This window comes from Nostocoides sp. F2B08 (assembly GCF_009184895.1).
Lineage (GTDB): Bacteria > Actinomycetota > Actinomycetes > Actinomycetales > Dermatophilaceae > F2B08.
Window position 1 is genome coordinate 262,857 of sequence record NZ_WESE01000001.1, and the last position, 21,126, is coordinate 283,982.

Sequence of the window (21,126 nt, forward strand, 5' to 3'; positions counted from 1 at the left end):
TCTCGTGACGACGAGTGACGCGATTCATCCCACGTCGAGGGCCAGCAGGTCATCGATCGTCTCGCGCCGCACGATCGCGCGGGCCCGCCCGCCTCGGACCGCGACGACCGGAGGCCGAGGCGTGTGGTTGTACTGGCTGGACAGACTTCGACAGTATGCGCCGGTTCCGGGCACTGCGATGAGGTCACCTGGGGCGAGGTCTGCGGGGAGGTACTCGTCGAGGACGACGATGTCGCCGCTCTCGCAGTGCCGCCCGACGACCCGGGCGAGCATGGGCTCGGCCCCGCTGGTCCGCCCGGCCAGGGTGCACGAGTAGTCGGCCTCGTAGAGGGCGGCCCTGATGTTGTCGCTCATGCCGCCGTCGACGGACACGTAGGTGCGCGTCATCCGATCCCCGACGACGACCGGCTTGACGGTCCCGACCTCGTAGAGCGTGAACGTGCTGGGACCGACGATGGCCCGCCCGGGTTCGATCGAGACCCGGGGCAACCCCGACCCGTCGCCGACGCCGATCGCCTTGCCCTCCCGCTCGACGATGTCGGCCATCAGTCGACCGAGTCGAGCGGGATCGAGCGGGGTGTGCTGAGAGGTGTAGGCGATGCCGAATCCGCCGCCGAGATCGATGTGGGGCATCTCGATGCCGTGCTCACGAACGATGTCGGCGTGCAGCGCGATGAGGCGCCGCGCCGAGATCTCGAATCCGCCGGTGTCGAAGATCTGGCTGCCGATGTGGCTGTGCAGCCCGACGAGCCGCATCGACCCCGGCCGTGCGACCACCCGGCGGGCGGCCTCGGCCGCCGCCCCGGTCGCGAGCGAGAGCCCGAACTTCTGGTCCTCGTGCGCCGTCGCGATGAACTCGTGGGTGTGCGCCTCGACGCCCACGGTCACTCGGATCATCACCGGGGCGACGACGCCGAGCCGTCGGGCCACCGTGTCGATCCGCTCGATCTCCGTGAGGCTGTCGACGACGATCCGACCCACGCCGTAGGTCAGCGCCTGTTCGATCTCGGCGACGGTCTTGTTGTTGCCGTGCATGGCGATACGCGCCGCCGGGAAGCCGGCCCGCTGGGCGACGGCGAGCTCGCCGCCGGTGGACACGTCGAGGGAGAGGCCCTCCTCCGCGACCCATCGCGCCACCTCGGTGCACAGGAACGCCTTGCCGGCGTAGTAGACGTCGGCACCACCGCATACCTCGTGGAAGGGTGCGGCGAAGTCGTCCCGGAAGGCCCGCGCCCGGGCTCGGAAGTCGTCTTCGTCGAGGACGTAGGCGGGCGTCCCGAACTCCCGGGCGATCGCATGGACGTCGACGCCTGCCACCTCGAGGGCGCCGGAACGGCCCCGGATCACCGATGCCGGCCAGAGCTGCTCGAGGAGCGCGTTGACGTCATCGGGGTAGGGCAGGTAGAGCGGGGGCCCGCCATAGCCTTCCGCGTGGAGAGCGCCGGCCTCGTGTGCACGCATGAGGGTCCTACATGCGCTCGGGCGCGGACACGCCGAGGACACCGAGGCCGTTGGCCAGCACCTGGGCGGTCGCGTCGTTGAGCCAGAGCCGGGTGCGGTGCAGATCCGTGACGGCCTCGTCGGCGTTCGCCGGGCGGACCCGACAGGTGTCGTACCACTTGTGGTATCTCGCCGCGAGCTCCTCGAGGTACCGGGCGACCCGATGCGGCTCGAGGAGCCGGGCTGCCTGGACCAGGACCCTCGGGTAGTCGCCCAGGGCCGCCAGGAGCGCGGCCTCCGTCTCGTCGGTGAGGAGGGCGGCGTCGAACCCGTCGGTGCGACGGACGCCGTCCACCTCGGCGAGGCGGGCGACGTTGCGGGTGCGGGCGTGTGCGTACTGGACGTAGAAGACCGGGTTGTCGTTGGTCTGCCTGCGCAGCTGCTCGCCGTCGAGGTCCAGCGGACTGTCGGCCGGGTAGCGGGCCAGCGAGTACCGCAGCGCATCGGACCCGAGCCACTCGATCAGCTCGTCCATGTACAGGGCGTTGCCCCGCCGTTTGCCCATGCGTTCGCCGGCGATGTTGACCAGCTGGCCGATCTTGACCTCGATGTTGTGCTCGGGATCGTCGCCCGCGCAGGCGGCGATGGCCTTGAGGCGGCCGATGTAGCCGTGGTGATCGGCGCCGAGGAGATAGATCTTCTCGGTGAAGCCCCGGTCCTTCTTGCTCAGGTAGTAGGCGGCGTCGGCGGCGAAGTAGGTGGGCACGCCGTTGGCCCGCACGAGAACGCGGTCCTTGTCGTCGCCGAAGTCGGTCGTGCGCAGCCAGATCGCCCCGTCGCGGTCCTCCACGTGCCCCTGCTCGCGAAGCCGGCCGACGGCCTGCTCGACCGCGCCCTCGTGCAGGGTTCGTTCGGAGAACCAGACGTCGAAGTGGACGTTGAAGGCATCGAGGGTGCGCCTGATGGCCGCCAGCTGGAGCTCACACCCGAGGTCACGGGCCACGTCGACCTGCTCGTCCTCGGGGAGGTCGAGGAGGTCCGGTCGCGCCGCGACGACCTCCGCCGCACGCTCACGGACGTAGTCGCCCTCGTAGCCACCTTCGGGGGCTGCCGTACCCCGCAGGGCGGCCAGGATCGAGCCGCCGAACTTGTCCATCTGGGCACCGGCGTCGTTGATGTAGTACTCGGCGGCCACCCGGGCGCCGGCTGCCCGCAGGACCCGGACCATCGCGTCACCGAGCGCCGCCCACCGCGTGTGGCCGATGTGCAGCGGTCCGGTCGGGTTGGCGGAGATGTACTCGAGGTTGACGGTGCGCCCCGCCTCACTCGCGCCCGTCCCGTATGCGGCCCCAGCCTCGACGATCGACCTCGCCAGTTCGCCGGCGCTCGCCGCGTCGAGAGTGATGTTCAGGAAGCCCGGACCCGCCACGTCGACCGCCGCGACTCCGGACACCGTCCGCATCCGCTCGGCAAGTATCTCCGCGACGTCGCGAGGTGGCATGCCGGCGGGCTTGGCCAGCTGCAGCGCGACGTTGGTCGCCCAGTCGCCATGGTCGCGGCTCCGCGGCCGCTCGACGCGGACCTCGTCGGGGACCGGGACACTCAGCTGCCCGGCGGCGACGGCATCACCCAGGGCAGCGCGGATCGCTGCGGAGAGGTCCTCAGGGGTCATTCCGCCCAGTCTAGGTCGCCCTCGGGACCCGTCCGCCCGCTCCCCCACCGACTGAGACGACGGTTCACTGGGTCAGCCGACCACCGGTGAGCCGGCTCCTCCCCGAGATCGGGGATGCGGAGCCTGCGTCTGCCTCCTGCTACTCTCGTCTCCGCCCGCCCCCGTAGCTCAGGGGATAGAGCACCGCCCTCCGGAGGCGGGAGCGCAGGTTCGAATCCTGCCGGGGGCACCCGCTGAACGGGGCCTGTCACGTGCGCGAAGCGCATGGTGACCGGCCCCGTTCGCGTGCCCCCCGCATGATGATGGGAGCCGGAGCCGACCCCGCGAGGAACGAGCGGGCCGGGGGCTCGGCTCCCGCCGGGGGCACACGTCAGGCCGTCGCTCCCCCGCCAGACGGACCCGCCGGTCGCCCGGAGGGTGGATCCGCAGCCCAGCCCGCCCCTGACAGGATGGCGAGCATGACAGCACCCCGTCCACTCACCGAACCACCTCCATCGGGCACCCGACGCGGACTGCGCATCGAGGTCACCAACCTCTCGAAGCACTTCGGTCCGGTCCGCGCCGTCGACGACCTCACCTTCAGCGTCGAGCCGGGCCGGATCACCGGCTTCCTCGGCCCCAACGGCGCGGGCAAGACGACGACCCTGCGGATGCTGCTCGGTCTCGTGCGCCCGACAGCCGGCACCGCCACCATCGGCGGCCGCCGCTACGCCGAGCTGGACGATCCCGTCGGCACGGTGGGAGCGGCTTTGGAGGCGACCGGCTTCCACCCCGGTCGCTCCGGTCGCGACCACCTTCGCGTTCTGGCCGCCGGCGCGGGCCTGCCGGACCGACGGGTCGACGAGATGCTCGAGCTGACCGGCATCCCGGCGGCGGCGAACCAGCGCGCGGGCGGCTACTCGATGGGGATGCGTCAGCGGCTCGGCCTGGCCGCCGCGCTCCTCGGCGACCCCGAGGTGCTCATCCTCGACGAGCCGACGAACGGCCTCGACCCGGAAGGCATCCGGTGGCTGCGCAGCTTCCTCCGGCACCTGGCGAACGAGGGACGGTCGATCCTCATCTCCTCCCACCTCCTCGCCGAGGTGGAGGCGACGGTCGACGACATCGTCATCATCACGAACGGCCGCCTCGTGCGCCAGGGCGCCATCGCGCAACTCCGTGGCGCACAGAAGAGCCTCGTGCGCACCAGCGACACCGACCGGCTCATCGGAGCCCTGCGAATCGCCGACGTCGACGCCGAACCCGCCGAGCCCGCCGAGCCCGGAGCCGTCCACGCACTGACCCGCGACCTGCGCCTCATCGGTGACGTCGCGATGCGAGCCGGCCTGCCGGTGTGGGAGCTGCGCATCCTCGAGGACTCACTGGAGAGCCTGTTCTTCGAGGCCACCGAGGGCACCAGCCGCAACCTCGGGACGGCCGACCCCGCCGCTGGCCAGGACGGGACGCAGGCCGACAGACCCACGACCGCGACGGAAGGAGGCGACCGGTGATCGCCGCGACCCGCGCCGAGCTGCGCAAGTTCTTCACGACCCGCCTGTGGTGGGGCCTGGCGATCGGTGTCGCCCTGAGCGCCGTCCTCCTGACCGCGCTCTTCACCGGCCTCGCCGGGAACCAGGGTCTGCCACCGCTCGACTCCCCCAACGCGGTCAGCCAGGCGTACACGTCCGGCCTGACCTTCGCATACCTGATCGTCCTCGCCCTCGGAATCATCTCGATCGGCAGCGAGTACCGCCACCAGACGATCAGCTCGGCCTACCTCACCGTTCCGCACCGAGTGCGGCTGTTCGCCGCCAAGCTCGTGGCGACGGCCGTCATGGGAGCGATCTACGGGGTCGTCTACGTCATCGCCGCGCTTGCGACCGGTATCCCGATCATCACGCTGCGCGGCTTCGACCCCTTCCCGGCCGACGACACCGTGCTGCGGTCACTCGCGATGTCGGTCCTCGCCCTCGCGCTGTGGGCGCTCATCGGCTTCGGCCTCGGAGCCCTCATCAAGAACCAGATCGCTGCGCTCCTCATCGGGGTCGGGGTCGCGTGGATCGGCGAGCAGCTCATCCTGCTGGGACTCGCCGCACTCGACCTTGGGGCCGTCGGCGCCTACCTGCCCGGGATGGCGACCGTGGCGCTCGTCCAGGAACCGCTCCAGGTCGAGGGCATGCCGTTCGCCTTCGAGTACCTCCAGTGGTGGCAGGGCGCACTCGTCCTCGCCGCGTATGCACTGGTCCTGGCGGGCCTGGGAGCCTTCCGGGCCTCGAGGGAGGACGTGAGCTGACCCGTCGGGGACCGCGCGAAGGGGTCGGGTGACCACTGGTCGCCCGACCCCTTCCGCCCGTCGCGGGGCGGGGCGGGCCGCACTGCCACCGCCCCCGGTCTGGGGATAGGCTGGTCCGAGTCGCGGGGTGGACACCGCATGACCGCATGCCCCGCCCGACGCGACCTGCATGCGCACACGAGAAGTCACAGCGAAAGAGGCGAAGACGCCGTGCCCGACGAGCACTCGAACGACGACCCACTGGCAGCATTCGGCCCGAACGAGTGGCTCGTCGACGAGCTGTACGAGCAGTACCGACAGGACAAGAACCTCGTCGACGAGGCCTGGTGGAGCTTCTTCGAGGACTACACCCCCGACGGTGGATCGGCCAGCACATCCAACGGCGCGGTCGGTGACGCGTCTGGCTCCCCATCGGGCTCGACGACGGCGCCGTCGGAGCGAACCGCACCGACGCCGACGCAGAAGCCGGTCGAACAGAAGCAGCCGGAGCGCGAGCAGAAGCCGGCCCCGCCGAAGCAGCCCGAGAAGAAGCCCGAACAGAAGCAGCCTCAGCAAGAACAGTCCGAGCAAGAGAAGCCTGAGCTGAAGAAGGCCGCGCCGACGAAGGAGCCCTTGAAGGTGCCGCAGTCCAAGGCCGAGCCGAGCTCCACGCATCGTGAGCAGCGTCGTCCCACCGCGGCGGGTGCGCCGTACCCGGGCGGTGCCATCCCACGCGCCGCTCAGCCCAAGCCACGCGACCCCGCGGCGATCGCCGCGCCGGGTGAGGCCGCCGAGAGCACGACCGCGCCGCTGCGGGGCGCCAGTGCCCGGGTCGTGACCAACATGGAGACGTCGCTGACGGTCCCCACCGCGACGAGCGTGCGGACGGTGCCGGCCAAGCTGCTCATCGACAACCGGGTCGTGATCAACAACCACCTGGCCCGCTCGCGGGGCGGCAAGGTCTCCTTCACCCACATCATCGGGTATGCGATGGTCAAGGCCGTCTCGCAGATGCCGGTGATGAACTCGGGGTATGGCACGGACGAGAAGGGGAAGCCGCACGTCGTCCAGCCGGCGCACGTCAACCTGGGTCTCGCGATCGACCAGGCCAAGCCGGACGGCACCCGACAGCTCCTCGTTCCGTCCATCAAGGCCACCGAGAAGATGGACTTCTTCCACTTCTGGAACGCGTACGAGGACGTGGTGCGCAAGGCCCGCGACAACAAACTGACCATCGAGGACTTCCAGGACACGACGATCTCGCTGACCAACCCGGGCACGATCGGCACGGTGCACTCCGTGCCGAGGCTGATGCAGGGGCAGGGCACGATCATCGGCGTGGGCGCCATGGACTACCCGGCCGAATGGCAGGGGGCCAGCCTCGAGACGATCAACCGCAACGCCGTCAGCAAGATCCTGACCCTGACGAGCACCTACGACCACCGCATCATCCAGGGCGCCCAGTCCGGGGAGTTCCTGCGCATCATCCACGGGCTGCTGCTCGGGGAGAACGGCTTCTACGACGAGATCTTCGAGAGCCTGCGCATTCCCTACGAGCCGGTTCGGTGGGTGCGCGACATCTCGGCGACCCACGACGACGACATCAACAAGGTCGCCCGGGTCCAGGAGCTCATCCACGCATACCGCGTACGCGGCCACCTCATGGCCGACACCGACCCTCTCGAGTACCGCCAGCGCCGGCACCCCGATCTCGACATCACCCAGCACGGCCTCACCCTGTGGGACCTGGACCGGCACTTCGCGACCGGCGGGTTCGGTGGGGAGCCCTTCCTCAAGCTCCGCAAGATCCTCGGAATCCTGCGCGACTCGTACTGCCGCACCATCGGCGTCGAGTACATGCACATCCAGGACCCCGAGCAGCGGGAATGGATCCAGAGCAAGATCGAGGTCCCCCACGAGAAGCCCACGCGCGAGGAGCAGCTGCGCGTCCTGCGTCGACTCAACGCCGCCGAGGCCTTCGAGACGTTCCTGCAGACGAAGTTCGTGGGTCAGAAGCGGTTCTCCCTCGAGGGTGGCGAGTCGGTCATCGCGCTTCTCGACCGTGTGCTCTCGCGCGCTGCCGAGGACGGGCTCGACGAGGTGTGCATCGGTATGCCGCACCGCGGGCGCCTCAACGTGCTCGCTAACATCGCGGGCAAGTCGTACTCGCAGATCTTCCGGGAGTTCGAGGGACGCCAGGACCCGCGCTCGGTCCAGGGCTCCGGCGACGTGAAGTACCACCTCGGCACCGAGGGGACGTTCACAGCCGAGGACGGCTCGACCACCGACGTGTACCTCGCGGCGAACCCGTCCCACCTCGAGGCGGTCAACCCGGTCCTCGAGGGCATCGTCCGAGCCAAGCAGGACCGGCTCAACCTCGCTGGGGAGGACTTCACCGTCCTCCCGGTGCTCCTGCACGGAGATGCCGCGTTCGCCGGACAGGGTGTCGTCGCCGAGACGCTCAACCTGTCGCAGCTTCGTGGATACCGCACGGGCGGAACCGTGCACGTCATCATCAACAACCAGGTCGGGTTCACCACCAGTCCGAGCTCGTCGCGGTCCTCGACGTACTCGACCGATGTCGCTCGGATGATCCAGGCCCCCATCTTCCACGTCAACGGCGACGACCCCGAGGCGTGTGTGCGCGTCGCCGAACTGGCCTACGAGTTCCGCCAGGAGTTCAACAAGGACGTCGTGGTCGACATGGTGTGCTATCGGCGCCGCGGCCACAACGAGGGCGACGACCCGTCGATGACCCAGCCGCTGATGTACAACCTCATCGAGGCCAAGCGCAGTGTCCGCAAGCTCTACACCGAGAACCTCGTCGGTCGTGGCGACATCACGAGCGAGGACGCAGACGCGGCACTGCGGGACTACCAGCAGCAGCTCGAGCGGGTGTTCCTCGAGACGAAGGAGGCTCTCAAGGAGGGCGCGGGCGGTGACTCCGAGTCCGATACCGGCCTGGAGCCACCGACCGCCCAGTCGAGCGACGAGCCCAGGGGCTCGGCGACCGAGACCGCGATCTCGACGGACACCCTGGCCCACATCGGCAAGTCCTTCGTCAACGTCCCGCCGGGTTTCACCGTGCACCCCAAGCTGCTCCAGACCATGGAGAAGCGGTCCCAGAGCGTGACGGACGGCGGAATCGACTGGGGCACGGGCGAGCTCATCGCGTTCGGCTCACTCCTCATGGACGGGACGCCGGTCCGGCTGGCCGGACAGGACTCCCGGCGGGGCACCTTCGTGCAACGCCACGCCGTGCTCATCGACAAGAACACCGCCGAGGAGTGGACCCCGCTGCTGTACCTCGGCGAGGGGCAGGCCCGGTTCTGGGTGTACGACTCGTTGCTGTCCGAGTTCGCGGCCATGGGCTTCGAGTACGGCTACTCGGTCGAGCGCCCCGACGCTCTGGTGCTCTGGGAGGCACAGTTCGGGGACTTCGGCAACGGCGCCCAGACCATCGTCGACGAGTTCATCTCGAGCTCGGAGCAGAAGTGGGGACAGAACTCCTCGGTCGTCCTCCTCCTGCCGCACGGCTACGAGGGGCAGGGCCCGGACCACTCATCCGCGCGTATCGAGCGCTTCCTCGCGATGTGCGCCCAGGACAACATGACCGTCGCCTACCCGTCATCCCCGTCGAACTACTTCCACCTGCTCCGCCGCCAGGCCTATGCACGCCCGAGGCGTCCGCTCATCGTCTTCACACCGAAGTCGATGCTGCGGCTCAAGGCGGCGTCGGCGATGCCCGAGGAGTTCACCTCAGGGCGCTACCGTCCCGTGCTGCCGGACCGGCTCCGCCCGGACGGTGACGTCACGCGGGTGGTTCTCGCCTCGGGCAAGGTCGTCTACGAGCTCGAGGCCGAGCGGGCCCGCCGCAAGGACGGCTCGGTGGCGGTCCTGCGGGTCGAGCAGCTCTACCCGCTGCCGGCGGAGGAGCTCGCCGCCGCCGCCGGTGAGTACCCCGATGCCGACCTGGTCTGGGTGCAGGACGAACCCCGCAACCAGGGGGCGTGGCCGTTCATGGCGCTGAACCTCCCCGAGGCCCTCGCGGAGCACGGGGAGACACGCGCCCTCCGGTGCATCTCCAGGTCTGCGTCCGCATCCCCCGCCACCGGATCGACCCGGAAGCACCAGGCCGAGCAGGAGGCTCTGCTGTCCGAGGTCTTCGACCGCGCATAGCACGATGTACTTCACCGACCGCGGCATCGAGGAGCTCGAGCACCGACGAGGCGACGAGGAGATCACCCTCGCGTGGCTGGCCGACCAGTTGCGGACCTTCGTCGACGTCCACCCCGAGTACGAAACGGCCGTCGAACGCCTGGCCACCTGGCTGGCCCGGTCGGACGACCTCGACGAGGACGACTGACGTGGGGCTGCTCGATCTCACCGACGACAGTGGTGGCGTCGTCCGCGACGTATGCGTCGTGACGCTGGGTGGCGCCGTCGCGGCGGGTGTGGGAGACCCGCGCAGCCAGGGGTGGGTCACCCGGGTCATGGCGCGAAGTGCGCGGGACGACCTGCGGCTCACCGCATACAACCTCGCGGTGGCCGGGGACACCACGGCCGAGGTTCTGGCCCGTGCGACGACCGAGGCACCGGCTCGGTGGGCCGGACACTCCGAGCGCCGGCTCGTCGTCTCGACCGGCCTGGAGGACGCGCGGACGAACCTGTCCATCGCCCGCCACCGGCTCAACCTCGCGAACGTGCTGGATTCGGCCACCGGCGACGGGATCGCCGCCTTCGTCGTCGGCCCGGCACCGACGGGCGAGAACGGTGTGGACGATGCCCTCGAGAGGTACGCCGAGGCCCAGGCGGACGTCTGCGACCGTCGCGGAATTCCGTTCGTCGACTGCATGTCACCGCTGCGTCGGCACGACCAGTGGCTGACCGACGTCGACACCGGGGCCGGACTGCCAGGCCAGGCCGGCTACGGGCTGATTGCGTGGCTCGTGCTCAACAACGGATGGCGGTCCTTCCTCGGCCTGGACGGCTGAACTCGACCGGCCACAGCGTGACCTGCGGCGGCCTGCTCAGCCGAGCTGGAGGAACCAGTCGTGCGTGCGGGCCAGCCCCTCGCGCAGTGACGTCGGCTCGACATCGGGGAACAGACTCCGCAGCACCGTGTTGTCGGCCTGCGAGTGAGGGACATCGCCGGGTCGCGGATCCCGGTGCACCACCTGTGCCGGGTGACCGACGACCTGCTCGAGCAGTGCGATCAGCTCGAGGAGGTTGGTGTTCGTCCCGAACGCCAGGTTGACCGGCTCGGGATGCGTGACCCCACGGGTGGCGGCTTCGAGGAGCACCTCGCAGACGGTGACGACGAAGGTGAAGTCACGCGAGTTCGACCCGTCCCCGTTGACGGGAAGCGGACGACCGGCGAGAAGGGCGTCCATGAAGACCGGGATGACCGCCGCGTACACGTGTCCGGCCCGCTGCCGCGGACCGAAGACGTTGAAGAACCGGAACGCGAGAGTGCGCAGTCCGAAGGACTCCTGATAGGCGAGCGCGTACTGCTCGGTCGCGAGCTTCGACACGGCGTAGGGGCTCATCGGTCGCACCCACTCGCGCTCACTCTTCGGCAGGGCCGGGTTGCGTCCGTACACCGAGGAGGACGAGGCGACCGAGACGTGGCCGACCGAGGCCGTACGCGCCGCCTCGAGCACCCTGAGGGTGCCCGTCGCGTTGACCTCGTGGCTCGCCACCGGATCCTTGATCGAGCGGGGAACGCTCCCCAGGGCGGCGAGATGGACCACCGAGTCGACCCCCTCGACGGCCTCGGCGAGGGCATCGCGGTCGAGGATGCTGGCTTCGACGAGCCGGACGTCGAGCTCGGCGACGTTGTCCCGGTCCCCGGTCGAGAGGTCGTCGATGACGACGACCTGGTGCCCCGAGCCCAGGGCGAGCGCGCAGAGGTTCGCGCCGATGAACCCGGCTCCTCCGGTGACGAGAATGCGCACGGTGACGTCCTTTGCGTGGATGCGGAAAGCACCACGCTATCCCGCCTCTGCCGCACACCACTCATCGACCCGAGTGGGTCTGCGACCATGGGACGGTGCACACGCCGAACCACGTCATCATCGTCGGCGCCGGGGGGCACGGTCGTGAGGTGGCCCATGTGCTGCGGGCTCGTCACCGGGCCGGGCTGGCCGGGCCCGTGCTGGTGGGCTTCGCAGACGACGGAGCCGTCGACGAGACACTCCTCGCCCCGTTCGCCCCCCACCTGGGAGCCATCGCCACGGCGACGGAGCGGCACCCGAACGCGGTCGTTCTCGGAGGTGTCGGTAACGGACGACTGCGCCGTCGCCTCGTCGACGCGCTGCCCCCGGCCTCGCCCGCCGTCCACCCGTCGGCCGATGTGGGCGACGACGTGGAGCTCGGAGCAGGCACGGTGGTCTGCTCGCATGTCAGCGTCACGACCAACGTCGTCACCGGCCGTCACGTCCACCTGAGCCGTGGGGCGGCGATCGGACACGACGCCGTTCTCGGTGACTACGTCTCCGTGATGCCGTTGGCTGCAGTCTCGGGTGGGGTGTACCTCGACGAGGAGGCGTTCGTCGGGACCGGCGCCCTGATCCGCCAGGGCGTCCGCGTGGGCGCAGGCGCCGTGGTCGGCATGGGCGCGGTCGTCCTCGAGGACGTCCCTCCCGGGGTGACCGTGGTCGGCAACCCGGCCCGCGAGCTCCGTGCTGGGGAGTGACCGAGCGTCCCCACCGGACCCGCTCAGGCGTCCGCGGCTCCGCGCACCGCGTCGGCCACGGCCTCGGCGACCCCGGGTGTGAAGACGCTCGGGACGATCTCCTCCGCGGTCGGCACGGGCACCATGCGGGCGATCGCCTCCGCGGCCGCGAGCTTCATCGCTTCGGTGATCTGTCGGGCCCCGCTGTCGAGGGCGCCCCGGAAGACACCGGGGAAGGCGAGGACGTTGTTGATCTGGTTCGGGAAGTCCGAGCGCCCGGTGGCGACGATGGCCGCATAACGGTGCGCGAGGTCGGGGTGCACCTCGGGAGTCGGGTTCGCCAGAGCGAAGATCATCGCCTCCGGCGCCATCCGGGCCAGATCCGCTTCGTCGATCGAGCCTCCGGAGACCCCCACGAAGAGGTCGGCGCCGACCAGGGCATCACCGATCGACCCGCTCACGCCGCGGGGATTGGTCGTGGCGGCGATCCGTGGCTTGTGGTCGGTCAGATCGGTCCGCTCCAAGGAGATCACCCCCCGGGAGTCGCACACGACCACGTCGGTGAGCCCGGCGCGCTGAAGCAGTCGCGTCACCGCCACCCCCGCCGCGCCGGCGCCGCTCACGACGACCCGCAGATCCGGCAGCTCGCGGTTCTGCACTCGACAGGCGTTGATGAGTGCCGCGAGGACGACGATCGCGGTGCCGTGCTGGTCGTCATGGAACACGGGGATGTCCAGCATCTCCTTGAGGCGCGCCTCGATCTCGAAGCACCGCGGAGCCGAGATGTCCTCAAGGTTGATCCCACCATAGGTCGGCGCGATCCGCGCCACCGCGTCGACGATCTCGTCCACCGACCCGGTCTCCATGCACACCGGGACGGCATCGACACCGGCGAAGTGTTTGAAGAGCACCGCCTTGCCCTCCATCACGGGCATCGCCCCCAACGGTCCGATGTTGCCCAGGCCGAGAACGGCCGAGCCATCGGAGACGACCGCAACGGTGTTGCGCTTGGAGGTGAAGCGCGACGCCAACGACGGGTTCTCGGCGATGGCCATCGAGACGTCGGCGACTCCGGGGGTGTACAGCAGCGACAGGTCGGCTCGGTCGCGCAGCTCCTGCGTCGCGTGCACAGCCAGCTTGCCGCCCTCGTGGGCGCGGAAGACGGCGCTGTCGAGGTCATACGACCCGGCTACCGAGGCACGCTCCGGCGCGCCGGAGCCGGCAGCGGCCATCGACAGGTCGTCACGGGACGGATGGAACGGGGCAGCGGCCATGAGGCGGGCATCCTTGCTCGGGCGCGGGTGGCTGGACGGCGACGAGGTCCGGCGGCGGCCCAGGTGCGGGCGCGGGTCGAGGCTCCGCGGCCACGGATGCGGGTGGCGGGCTCACGGGATCGACAGCGTCATCCGTCTGCGGGGTACGGCAGACAGATGCCATCGTGGCACACGCCGGCCGGACCTGGAAGGGCACGCCTCCAACTGTGACCTCCGCAACGCGCGACGGCGCCCCCGCGCCGATCTCTCGGGGTGCGCCTGCGACGATGGCGCTGTGAGGTGTCGTGAGCAGTGACGGCGGTCCGGTGGGCCGGCGTCGCCGCGGCCTCGGGCTGGTTCGCGTGGCCGGGGTGTCGATGGAGCCGACCCTGCGGGCCGATGACGTCGTCCTCGTGTGGTGGGGCGCCTGCGCGCGCCCGGACGCACTGGTGGTCTTCGAACACCCCGAACGGCAGGGGCTCCTGCTCGTCAAGCGGGCTGTCCACCGCGACCCGGAAGACACCGCTCGCTGGTGGGTCGAGAGGGACAACGTCGCAGGTGGCAGCGACTCATGGACCCTGGGGTCGATCGCAGACTCGGACATCCTCGGGCGGGTGGTGACACGCCTACCCCGAGCGCTGACAAGGGGGTAGGTTGGGTGATCCAAGGCCACCAGACCCACTGCCCTCAAGGAGGCACAGGTATGCGACTCCCCCGCTTCATCGGCGCCATGCTCTCGAGCACGATCTCGGAGCTGCCGACCGTCCACGCCCACTGCGATCTGCCGTGCGGCGTCTACGACCCCGCCCAGGCCCGGATCGAGGCCGAGTCGGTCAAGAAGATCTGCGAGAAGGTGGCGGACAGCGACGACCCGGACTTCCGCACCCGGGCGGCCATCATCAAGGAGCAGCGGTCCGAGCTCGTCAAGCACCACCTCTGGGTGCTGTGGACCGACTACTTCAAGCCTCCCCACTTCGAGGCCTACCCCGAGCTGCACACCCTCTTCAACGAGGCCACGAAGCTGGCCGGCGCGTCCGGGACGAAGGGCGGCTTCGACGTGGCCACCGCCGATGAGCTGCTCGCCAAGATCGACAAGATCGCAGAGATCTTCGCCGAGACCAAGAAGTCCTAGTCAGACCCGGGCTCACCGCTCGACGATGAGGGCCCGCTCCATCTGGAGCGGGCCCTCATCGTCGTGACGTCAGGGGTGGCGCTGCCGAGCGCGGGGCGCCACGACGTCGATCAGGTCGTCCACGAGCTCGGGGTCATACTCGTAGCCCAGACCGAGCTGGATACGCTCCAGGGCCACAGAGACCGCTCCGGGATCACGGGATCCGCCCGTGAAGTCGTCGAAGGCGTTGGTCAGCTTGATGATCCGAGCCTCCAGCGGGATGCGCTCATCCTCCTCGCGCATGAGGCGATAGGGCGCGGCCTGCCTTGTCAGGAGGGCAGCGGCCGGCTCGAGCACGCCGGAATGCCGCATGATCCCCACGCCGTCCTGCACGATGCGCTCCTGGTCGCGGGGTGCGGCGAGAACGGTGGCCCCTCCCGGGATCGGCTGGTCGAGAGCCACCTGGCCGAGGTCGTGCAGGAGAGCGGCGTACTCGAGGGTGTCCATCTCCCGCTGCGAGAGTCCCCGGCGCCGTCCGAGCTCGACGGCCAGGTCGGCCACTCGCCTGGCGTGGTGGCTCGTCGTATAACCGGCCAGGTCGGTGAGGCGCGAGAGGGCCGCAATGGTCTCCCGATAGGTCTGGCGAGTGTGCGCGTAGCGCCGCGCCGCGGCGATGCTCAGCACGAGCGGGAGGGTGAAAAGGATCGGACCCCACAGACCGACGGCCTCCCGGGAGAGGACGATCATCACCGCGGTGGTCGCGCTGGCCAACGACAGCATTCCGAACGTGGCCACCTCCTCCCGCACTGTGGATACGTAGCCCCTCCGCTCGGACCGGGAGACCCACCAGGCCACGACGGCGGCTCTTGCGGCGGCCGCTGTGAGGGCACTCAGCCATAGGGCGAAGGCGTAGATCCAGTCCCGGCCGTCAGGCTCCATCGTCCGTTCGAGCCCGGTCACGGCGACGAGCTGCGCGAGAAGGCCGGCCACGACGGCATTGGTGAGGCGACCCAGGACATCGACACTCGAGGTCCGGATGCCGGCCGCCTCGGCGATCGCCGTCCCCACGAGGGAGGCGACGGCCACCGCCAGTACGCCCCCGAGAACGAGCACGACCCCGGAAACCCCGGGACGGTGCGGGAGCGAGAGCATGAAGGCCACCGCGGCAGCCGACGCGATCGGAGAGATGCCTCGACGTCCTGCGAGACGGACGTGGGCGCTCTCCCCGACGACGATGAGGAGGAAGAGCACGACCAACCAGGCCATCGTCGTCATGGTGCCAACCGGTCCAGTGGGTGGTCATGCCGGATGATCCAGCTTTTCGTTGACCGACCGGCGGCGAGGACGGCGGCGATCGTCGCCATGCTCGACCGCGCACTCTCGCCTTCTGCTCGTGCCCGTTCACCGACCCTGGCCCGACTCAGCCATTCGGTACTCGAGACCTCCAACACGCCATGCCGGTCCACCGCACGAGCGAGCGCATCCACGACATTGGAGTCCAGCCCTCGGTCGGCCGCCAGCTGGCTCAAGGCGTCTCGCGGATCGAGAGCAGCCACATCGGGCGTGCCGGACGTCAAGGCGTCGAACGCGTCGGCGACTGCGACGATTCGGGCACCGAGTGGGATGTCGGGTCCCATGAGCCCTCGTGGATATCCGCTCCCGTCGACGCGCTCGTGGTGGGCGCCGATGGCCGGTAGCGCCGGAGCGGCGAATGAGATCCCTGCGAGCATCCGGACGCCCGTCTCCGGATGCCGGAGGATCTCGTCGTCGGTACCCCGGCGGGCAGCGAGAAGCCCCATGTCGTGGAGCAGCCCAGCCGTGTGGAGTTCCGTCAGCGCTCGAGGGGAGAGCCTCAAGGACTCCCCGATCCAGTCGCAGAGGATCGCGATGCGTTGGGAGTGTCCGGCCGTTCCCGGGTGACGGACATCCAGCGCCGCGACGAGAGTATCCGTCGTGCGTTCATGCGCTTCGAGCTCGGCACCGAACTGACCGAAGACCCACCAGGCCACGAGGAGAGGCACGGTTGTGAGTGCCGCGCTGAACCAGTGGATCTGGCCGGGTCCCCAGAGCACCACGAGGAGGAAGGCGATGACACCGTATCCGATGTACGCGGCACCGGTCGACGCGATGAGCCCGCGGACGTGCACCCAGAAGGGCACCCTCGCGGTGACCGTCATGATGCCGGACAGCACGAGCGCATTGGTCGCGGCCTGGGCGAGATCGGCCACGATCAGGGGTAGCCCGATGTCGAGGAGCACTGACCCGGTGCCTGAGACGGTCAGCGGATCGACGCCCCCTGCCAGGAGGTAGGCGAACCCTCCGACGAGTCCCACGACGCCGAACATGCCGGCGTTGAACACGCGCCGCACGGCCCGCATCCGAACCGGTTGGAGAAGAGTCGGAAGCACGCCGACAACGGCCCCGCCGAACGGGCCGACCATCACAGCTGCCGAAAGAGTGACGATGCCGAAGAACGAGAACCGGACTCCGTCGCCCGACATCGACACAACCGAGTCGGGGAGAGTGCGCGCCAGCACACCCAAAAGGAGCAGCGCGGCCAGAGGAAGGAGGTCGGCGCGGGACGGAGGCTCGTAGACGACCGCGAGCGCCCCGAGCACGATGACGACCGCCCAGACCCCGATCACATAGGTCCAGGCGGTCGCGGAAGACTCTCTGCTCACCTACTCATGCACACGAATGCGCGTGAAAAGAGCCGAAACCGGTCGGAGATGTGATGCTCAGGCTCCCCAGTCCCAGCCGAGCGGCTTGGCACCCCAGTCCCAACCGAGCGGCTTGACGATCTTGACATCCGTCCGCAGGTCAGCGGCCTGCGCAGGAGCGGCGGCGAGCCCGAAAACGGCGAGACTGGCGAAGAGAACGGTGATGAGGCGCTTGGACATATCCACACTTTCTCGTACGGCCCCGTAGGGCGTGGAACGGAAACCGGGTCCGGTGACCCGGCAGGTCCGCGCTCTCACGCGGATGAGGGTCTGCTCATCATCCCATGTACGACCTCGTCAGATCACCGTTGCGTGCCTACTGACACGCTGGGTCGGACGAACAACGAACGCCGTGAGTGCTCAGGGCCTCCCGTGGTCGGATCGGCGCGATCGGGCACCTGTGCGAGAATGGCCGCGAGCGTCCGTCTGTCGCGGACCCGCACGAGACCCATCCCGAAGGAGTATGCGATGAGCAAGCGCGCCCGCAAGCGCCGCGCCCGCAAGAGCAAGGCTGCGAACCACGGTCGCAAGCCCAACGCCTGAGCGCCTGGCACGAGACGACGACGGCCCGGCCCCCTCGCGGGGTCCGGGCCGTCGGCATGCCGGAGGTCGTCAGGTCGGAGATCCTCCGGCCTGAGAGGTTGTCAGGTCCGGCGTCCGGACGCACACCCAGAGGCCGGAAACGGCCGCGGGTCTGTGCATTCAGCCCTGCGGCTCGGCCCTGATGGTCGTGATCCTTGCGATGATCGAGGCGCGCAACGCCTCGGGTGCATGGGCGACGGGCTCGACCCGCCGGATCAGGCTCTTGACGGTCTGGTCGACACGGTGCTGTTCGAGGCAGGGGCGGCACTCGCGGACATGTGCCTCGAAGCGCAGGTTCTCCTCCGGTCCCATCTCCCCGTCCATGTACTCGTAGATCCGCAAGAGGAACTCGGAGCAGTCCGTGTCGTGGTAGTGGGGGGTGACGGAGTCGTCCCCGGCGCCTGCCTGCGTCCCCTCGCCGCTCGGGACGAGACGGTCGTCGTTCATGACCCGGCCTCCGTCCCGAAGCCACGCTCGACCGCGTACTCGGAAAGGAGTCCGCGCAGTTGACGTCGACCCCGGTGCAGCCGCGACATGACCGTACCGATCGGGGTTCCCATGATGTCGGCGATCTCCTTGTAGGCGAACCCCTCGACGTCAGCGAGATACACGGCCATCCGGAAGTCCTCCGGAAGCTCCTGTAGTGCCCTCTTGACCTCGGTGTCGGGAAGCCGGTCGAGCGCCTCCACCTCGGCCGAACGCAGTCCACGCGAGGTGTGGGACTCGGCCCGGTGCAGCTGCCAGTCCTCCACCTCGGCACTGTCGGCCTGCTGCGGCTCCCGCTGCTTCTTACGGTAGCCGTTGATGTAGGTGTTCGTCAGGATGCGGTACAACCACGCCTTGAGGTTGGTCCCCGGCGTGAACTGGTGGAAGGCGGAGTACGCCTTCGCGAACGTCTCCTGAACGAGGTCCTCGGCATCCGCGGGGTTCCGGGTCGTGCGCAGTGCCGCGCCGTACAGCTGGTCGAGCAGCGGGAGCGCGTCCCGTTCGAAGCGAGCCAGTCGCTCCTCGGGTGTCTCGGTCGCCAGGTCGACCTCCACCGGACGCTCGCCCCCGGCGTCGGAGACCGTGCCGGTGGAGACACCGGCGGGGATCGTGGGTTGAGAAGTCATCACCCTCCAGCCTAGCGAGGTCACAGACCGACCTCTCCCACGGGTGATCGGGGGGTCGAGGGTCGGAGAGTGGACCACGGCATACATGGGCGCTCGCACTCCTCGGTCGACGGCATCGGTACTCCTGGCTGAACGCCACTCCCGTGCCCCACATTCCCACCGCACTAGGGTTGGTCCCATGACGCAGAGGTCCTTCGCCGGACTGCTTCGCGAGCAGGTCCGGCACGAGTTCACCGCGAGCCAGCAGTACATCGCGATCGCCGTGTGGTTCGACGGCCGGGACCTGCCCCGTCTCGCGGCCCACTTCTACGCGCAGAGCGTCGAGGAGCGCAACCACGCCATGATGATGGTCCAGTACCTGCTCGACCGGGACTGGGATGTCGGCATCCCCGGGGTCGACGAGGTGCGCAACGACTTCTCCGACGTGACCGAGCCTCTCGATCTCGCCCTTGCGCAGGAGCAGCAGGTGACCGGGCAGATCGAGGCGATCTTCCGGGCCGCGCGCGATGAGGGAGACCTTCTCGGCGAGCAGTTCATGCTCTGGTTCCTCAAGGAGCAGGTCGAGGAGGTGGCGCAGATGAACACACTCGTCACGATCGCTCGGCGAGCCGGGTCGAACTGGTTCTACATCGAGGACCACCTGGCTCGCGAGCAGGTCGACGACTCGGATGACGCTTCGGCGCCTGCGGCGGCCGGCGGGGCCCTCTGAACCACCCCGCGCGCCGGGTCAGGATTCCGGGAAGCGGCCGTCGAGGAACTCGCGGACGGCGCTGACGACGTCGGACGGGTTCGGCGAATGCGCGCCGCGGACCACCATCAACAGGCTGGGTTCGAGTCCGGCAGCGAGGAGCTCATCAGGGGTGCCGAAGGCATCTCGCTCCCCCTGCACGACCCCGACCGGCAGGCCCAGCCCCACTGCGCCGGCGAGCTCGCCGTAGCGCGACCGTTCAGGGCGTCCCGGAGGATGGAGCGGGAACGACAGTGCGAGGATCGCGTCGGCACCGACCGCGCCTGCCGTGCGGCAGACGACCCGGGCTCCCGCGGACCGTCCTGCGGACACCACCGGAGACGGGAGACCGTACTCATCACGCAGCGCGCGAACGACCGGGACATAGGCGACGTCGAGTCTCGGGGGTGGGCTCGCCACCCGCCTGCCGGCGACCCTCCAGGGTTGGTCGACGAGCCCCACCACCCATCCGGCACGAGGCAGCGACCGGGCGAGTGCGGCCAGGTCGGCCGAGTCACCCAGCCCACCCGCACCGTGCGAGAGCAGGAGCGTCCCGCGCCCCGCCGTCGGGCCCGTGCGCACTCGCACCCGCGCCGGCCCCTCCGGTGTCGCGATGGTGTGGACGGCCTCGTCCGCGGTGTCACCCACCGACGATCTCCCCCGTCTCCGGATCCACGACACCGACCAGGTCCTCGACCGGGGCCGGGTCCAGCAGCTGCGGACCGTTCGAGCGGCTGCTGTTCACCGCACGAGAGACTGGGTATGCGCGGAACCGCCCCGCGGGAACCGGGACGAGAAGCTCCGCAACGGTGGATGGATCCGTGACCTCGGAATCCAGCCAGTCAGTCCAGCGCTCGGCCGGCAGGACCATCGGCTGGCGGTCGTGGATCCGATCCAGGCCCGACTCCGCCGCGGTCGTGATGATCGTGAAGGTCGTCAGCCATGCCGCTGGGTCGTCGGCTTCGGGGACGTCCTTGTCCCGCCAGAACTCATAGAGTCCGGCGAAGGCGATGACGTCGTGCTCCGGATCGGAGATGAAGAACGGCTGCTTGCGGGGCTTGCTCCGATCGTCCATGACGACCGGTGACGCCTGCCATTCGTACCAGCCGCGGGCGGGGACCAGGCAACGACGGGTGCGTGCGGGTCCCGAGTAGGCCCGGCTCTCCAGGACCGTCTCCGCGCGGGCGTTGATCATCCGGACCCCGGCACGGGGATCGGGTGACCACGGCGGCACCAGGCCCCAGGTCAGGAGGCGGAGCTGGCGTATGGGCTCTCGTGCGGGGGCGCCTCGCTCAGGCCGCTGGAGGACGACGGGAGCCTGCTTCGTCGGAGCCATGTTGTAGTCGGGACGTCCCGGCGCGGGAGTCTGCGGGTTGGCCAGGACCGACCGCCCCGGCTCCGCGGTCGCGTCGAGATCCACGTCGAAGGTCTCGACGAGCTCGTCCGGGTTGGCGGTCGCCGCATACCGTCCACACATCGATCGGGGTCTCCTCCCAGCGGCCGCGACATGTCGCGACAGCGACTAACGTAGACCAGGCTAGGGGTAACCGCGCCCGTGACCAGCATCGATCACGTGTCACCG

At 69.5% G+C, this 21,126-nt stretch carries 21 protein-coding genes and 1 tRNA gene; 11 read left to right on the forward strand and 11 right to left on the reverse strand.

Annotation, left to right across the window (positions count from 1 at the left end; all coding sequences use genetic code 11):
• Positions 1-24: 24 nt before the first annotated feature.
• Together lysA and argS are read right to left on the reverse strand one after the other, a co-directional pair.
• Positions 25-1,461, reverse strand: a complete 1,437-nt coding sequence (lysA, locus tag GA707_RS01190) for a diaminopimelate decarboxylase (protein ID WP_152176590.1) — start codon at positions 1,459-1,461, stop codon at positions 25-27.
• Between the two features lie 7 nt (positions 1,462-1,468).
• Positions 1,469-3,112, reverse strand: a complete 1,644-nt coding sequence (gene argS / locus GA707_RS01195; protein ID WP_152176591.1) for an arginine--tRNA ligase — start codon at positions 3,110-3,112, stop codon at positions 1,469-1,471.
• A 157-nt stretch (positions 3,113-3,269) separates the two neighbouring features.
• On the opposite strand from argS, the gene GA707_RS01200 reads away from it, so the two are divergent.
• The 6 genes from GA707_RS01200 to GA707_RS01225 all read left to right on the forward strand — a co-directional run bounded on the left by GA707_RS01200 (position 3,270) and on the right by GA707_RS01225 (position 10,357).
• Positions 3,270-3,341, forward strand: a tRNA-Arg gene (locus GA707_RS01200).
• Between the two features lie 229 nt (positions 3,342-3,570).
• Positions 3,571-4,602 carry an ABC transporter ATP-binding protein gene (locus GA707_RS01205; RefSeq protein ID WP_152176592.1) on the forward strand — a complete coding sequence of 344 codons (1,032 nt, stop codon included), beginning with the start codon at positions 3,571-3,573 and terminating at the stop codon, positions 4,600-4,602.
• Positions 4,599-5,384, forward strand: a complete 786-nt coding sequence (locus GA707_RS01210; RefSeq protein WP_193315106.1) for an ABC transporter permease — start codon at positions 4,599-4,601, stop codon at positions 5,382-5,384. Before GA707_RS01205 ends, GA707_RS01210 begins: the two co-directional genes overlap by 4 nt.
• A gap of 210 nt (positions 5,385-5,594) precedes the next feature.
• A complete protein-coding gene (locus GA707_RS01215) occupies positions 5,595-9,542 on the forward strand; it encodes a multifunctional oxoglutarate decarboxylase/oxoglutarate dehydrogenase thiamine pyrophosphate-binding subunit/dihydrolipoyllysine-residue succinyltransferase subunit (protein ID WP_226963449.1) in 3,948 nt (1,315 codons plus the stop codon).
• A gap of 4 nt (positions 9,543-9,546) precedes the next feature.
• A complete protein-coding gene (locus GA707_RS01220) occupies positions 9,547-9,729 on the forward strand; it encodes a DUF6104 family protein (protein WP_152176595.1) in 183 nt (60 codons plus the stop codon).
• A 1-nt stretch (position 9,730) separates the two neighbouring features.
• Entirely contained in the window at positions 9,731-10,357 is a 627-nt protein-coding gene (locus GA707_RS01225; RefSeq protein WP_152176596.1) for a GDSL-type esterase/lipase family protein, read from the forward strand.
• A gap of 36 nt (positions 10,358-10,393) precedes the next feature.
• Here GA707_RS01225 and GA707_RS01230 read toward each other — a convergent pair whose 3' ends face one another.
• Positions 10,394-11,320 carry an NAD-dependent epimerase/dehydratase family protein gene (locus GA707_RS01230; protein WP_152176597.1) on the reverse strand — a complete coding sequence of 309 codons (927 nt, stop codon included), beginning with the start codon at positions 11,318-11,320 and terminating at the stop codon, positions 10,394-10,396.
• Positions 11,321-11,415: 95 nt separating this feature from the next.
• Between GA707_RS01230 and GA707_RS01235 the strand changes: the two genes are divergently transcribed.
• On the forward strand, positions 11,416-12,060 hold the full coding sequence (locus GA707_RS01235) for an acetyltransferase (RefSeq protein WP_193315107.1): 645 nt from the start codon (positions 11,416-11,418) through the stop codon (positions 12,058-12,060).
• Between the two features lie 23 nt (positions 12,061-12,083).
• Here the strand turns inward: GA707_RS01235 and GA707_RS01240 are convergent, their stop codons facing one another.
• Positions 12,084-13,271: an NADP-dependent malic enzyme gene (locus tag GA707_RS01240; RefSeq protein ID WP_226963496.1), complete on the reverse strand. Its 1,188-nt coding sequence runs from the start codon at positions 13,269-13,271 to the stop codon at positions 12,084-12,086.
• A gap of 326 nt (positions 13,272-13,597) precedes the next feature.
• Between GA707_RS01240 and GA707_RS01245 the strand changes: the two genes are divergently transcribed.
• Both GA707_RS01245 and sodN read left to right on the forward strand, forming a co-directional pair.
• Positions 13,598-13,945, forward strand: a complete 348-nt coding sequence (locus GA707_RS01245) for a S26 family signal peptidase (RefSeq protein WP_226963450.1) — start codon at positions 13,598-13,600, stop codon at positions 13,943-13,945.
• 77 nt (positions 13,946-14,022) lie between these two features.
• On the forward strand, positions 14,023-14,424 hold the full coding sequence (gene sodN / locus GA707_RS01250; RefSeq protein WP_193315147.1) for a superoxide dismutase, Ni: 402 nt from the start codon (positions 14,023-14,025) through the stop codon (positions 14,422-14,424).
• A 69-nt stretch (positions 14,425-14,493) separates the two neighbouring features.
• Here sodN and GA707_RS01255 read toward each other — a convergent pair whose 3' ends face one another.
• From GA707_RS01255 to GA707_RS20660, 3 genes are read right to left on the reverse strand one after another with little or no spacing between them, the layout of a single operon-like run.
• Positions 14,494-15,669, reverse strand: coding sequence for an HD-GYP domain-containing protein (locus GA707_RS01255; protein ID WP_193315108.1), 1,176 nt, complete (start codon positions 15,667-15,669; stop codon positions 14,494-14,496).
• 5 nt (positions 15,670-15,674) lie between these two features.
• On the reverse strand, positions 15,675-17,084 hold the full coding sequence (locus tag GA707_RS21595) for an HD-GYP domain-containing protein (protein ID WP_152176602.1): 1,410 nt from the start codon (positions 17,082-17,084) through the stop codon (positions 15,675-15,677).
• A gap of 57 nt (positions 17,085-17,141) precedes the next feature.
• Positions 17,142-17,303 carry a hypothetical protein gene (locus GA707_RS20660; RefSeq protein ID WP_193315109.1) on the reverse strand — a complete coding sequence of 54 codons (162 nt, stop codon included), beginning with the start codon at positions 17,301-17,303 and terminating at the stop codon, positions 17,142-17,144.
• Positions 17,304-17,591: 288 nt separating this feature from the next.
• On the opposite strand from GA707_RS20660, the gene GA707_RS21675 reads away from it, so the two are divergent.
• Positions 17,592-17,666, forward strand: a complete 75-nt coding sequence (locus GA707_RS21675) for a 50S ribosomal protein bL37 (RefSeq protein WP_370459985.1) — start codon at positions 17,592-17,594, stop codon at positions 17,664-17,666.
• Positions 17,667-17,825: 159 nt separating this feature from the next.
• On the opposite strand, the gene rsrA is transcribed toward GA707_RS21675, so the two are convergent.
• On the reverse strand, positions 17,826-18,152 hold the full coding sequence (gene rsrA / locus GA707_RS01265) for a mycothiol system anti-sigma-R factor (protein ID WP_152176603.1): 327 nt from the start codon (positions 18,150-18,152) through the stop codon (positions 17,826-17,828).
• The gene (locus GA707_RS01270) at positions 18,149-18,904 is read right to left on the reverse strand and encodes a sigma-70 family RNA polymerase sigma factor (RefSeq protein ID WP_370459965.1); all 756 of its coding nucleotides are present in this window, start codon (positions 18,902-18,904) and stop codon (positions 18,149-18,151) included. Before GA707_RS01270 ends, rsrA begins: the two co-directional genes overlap by 4 nt.
• Before the next feature lie 91 nt (positions 18,905-18,995).
• On the opposite strand from GA707_RS01270, the gene GA707_RS01275 reads away from it, so the two are divergent.
• A complete protein-coding gene (locus GA707_RS01275) occupies positions 18,996-19,526 on the forward strand; it encodes a ferritin (RefSeq protein WP_152176605.1) in 531 nt (176 codons plus the stop codon).
• Positions 19,527-19,544: 18 nt separating this feature from the next.
• On the opposite strand, the gene GA707_RS01280 is transcribed toward GA707_RS01275, so the two are convergent.
• Together GA707_RS01280 and GA707_RS01285 are read right to left on the reverse strand one after the other, a co-directional pair.
• Entirely contained in the window at positions 19,545-20,192 is a 648-nt protein-coding gene (locus GA707_RS01280) for an alpha/beta family hydrolase (RefSeq protein WP_226963451.1), read from the reverse strand.
• Positions 20,185-21,021: an SOS response-associated peptidase gene (locus GA707_RS01285; RefSeq protein ID WP_152176606.1), complete on the reverse strand. Its 837-nt coding sequence runs from the start codon at positions 21,019-21,021 to the stop codon at positions 20,185-20,187. The genes GA707_RS01280 and GA707_RS01285 overlap by 8 nt, the downstream gene beginning before the upstream one ends.
• Positions 21,022-21,126: the final 105 nt, after the last annotated feature.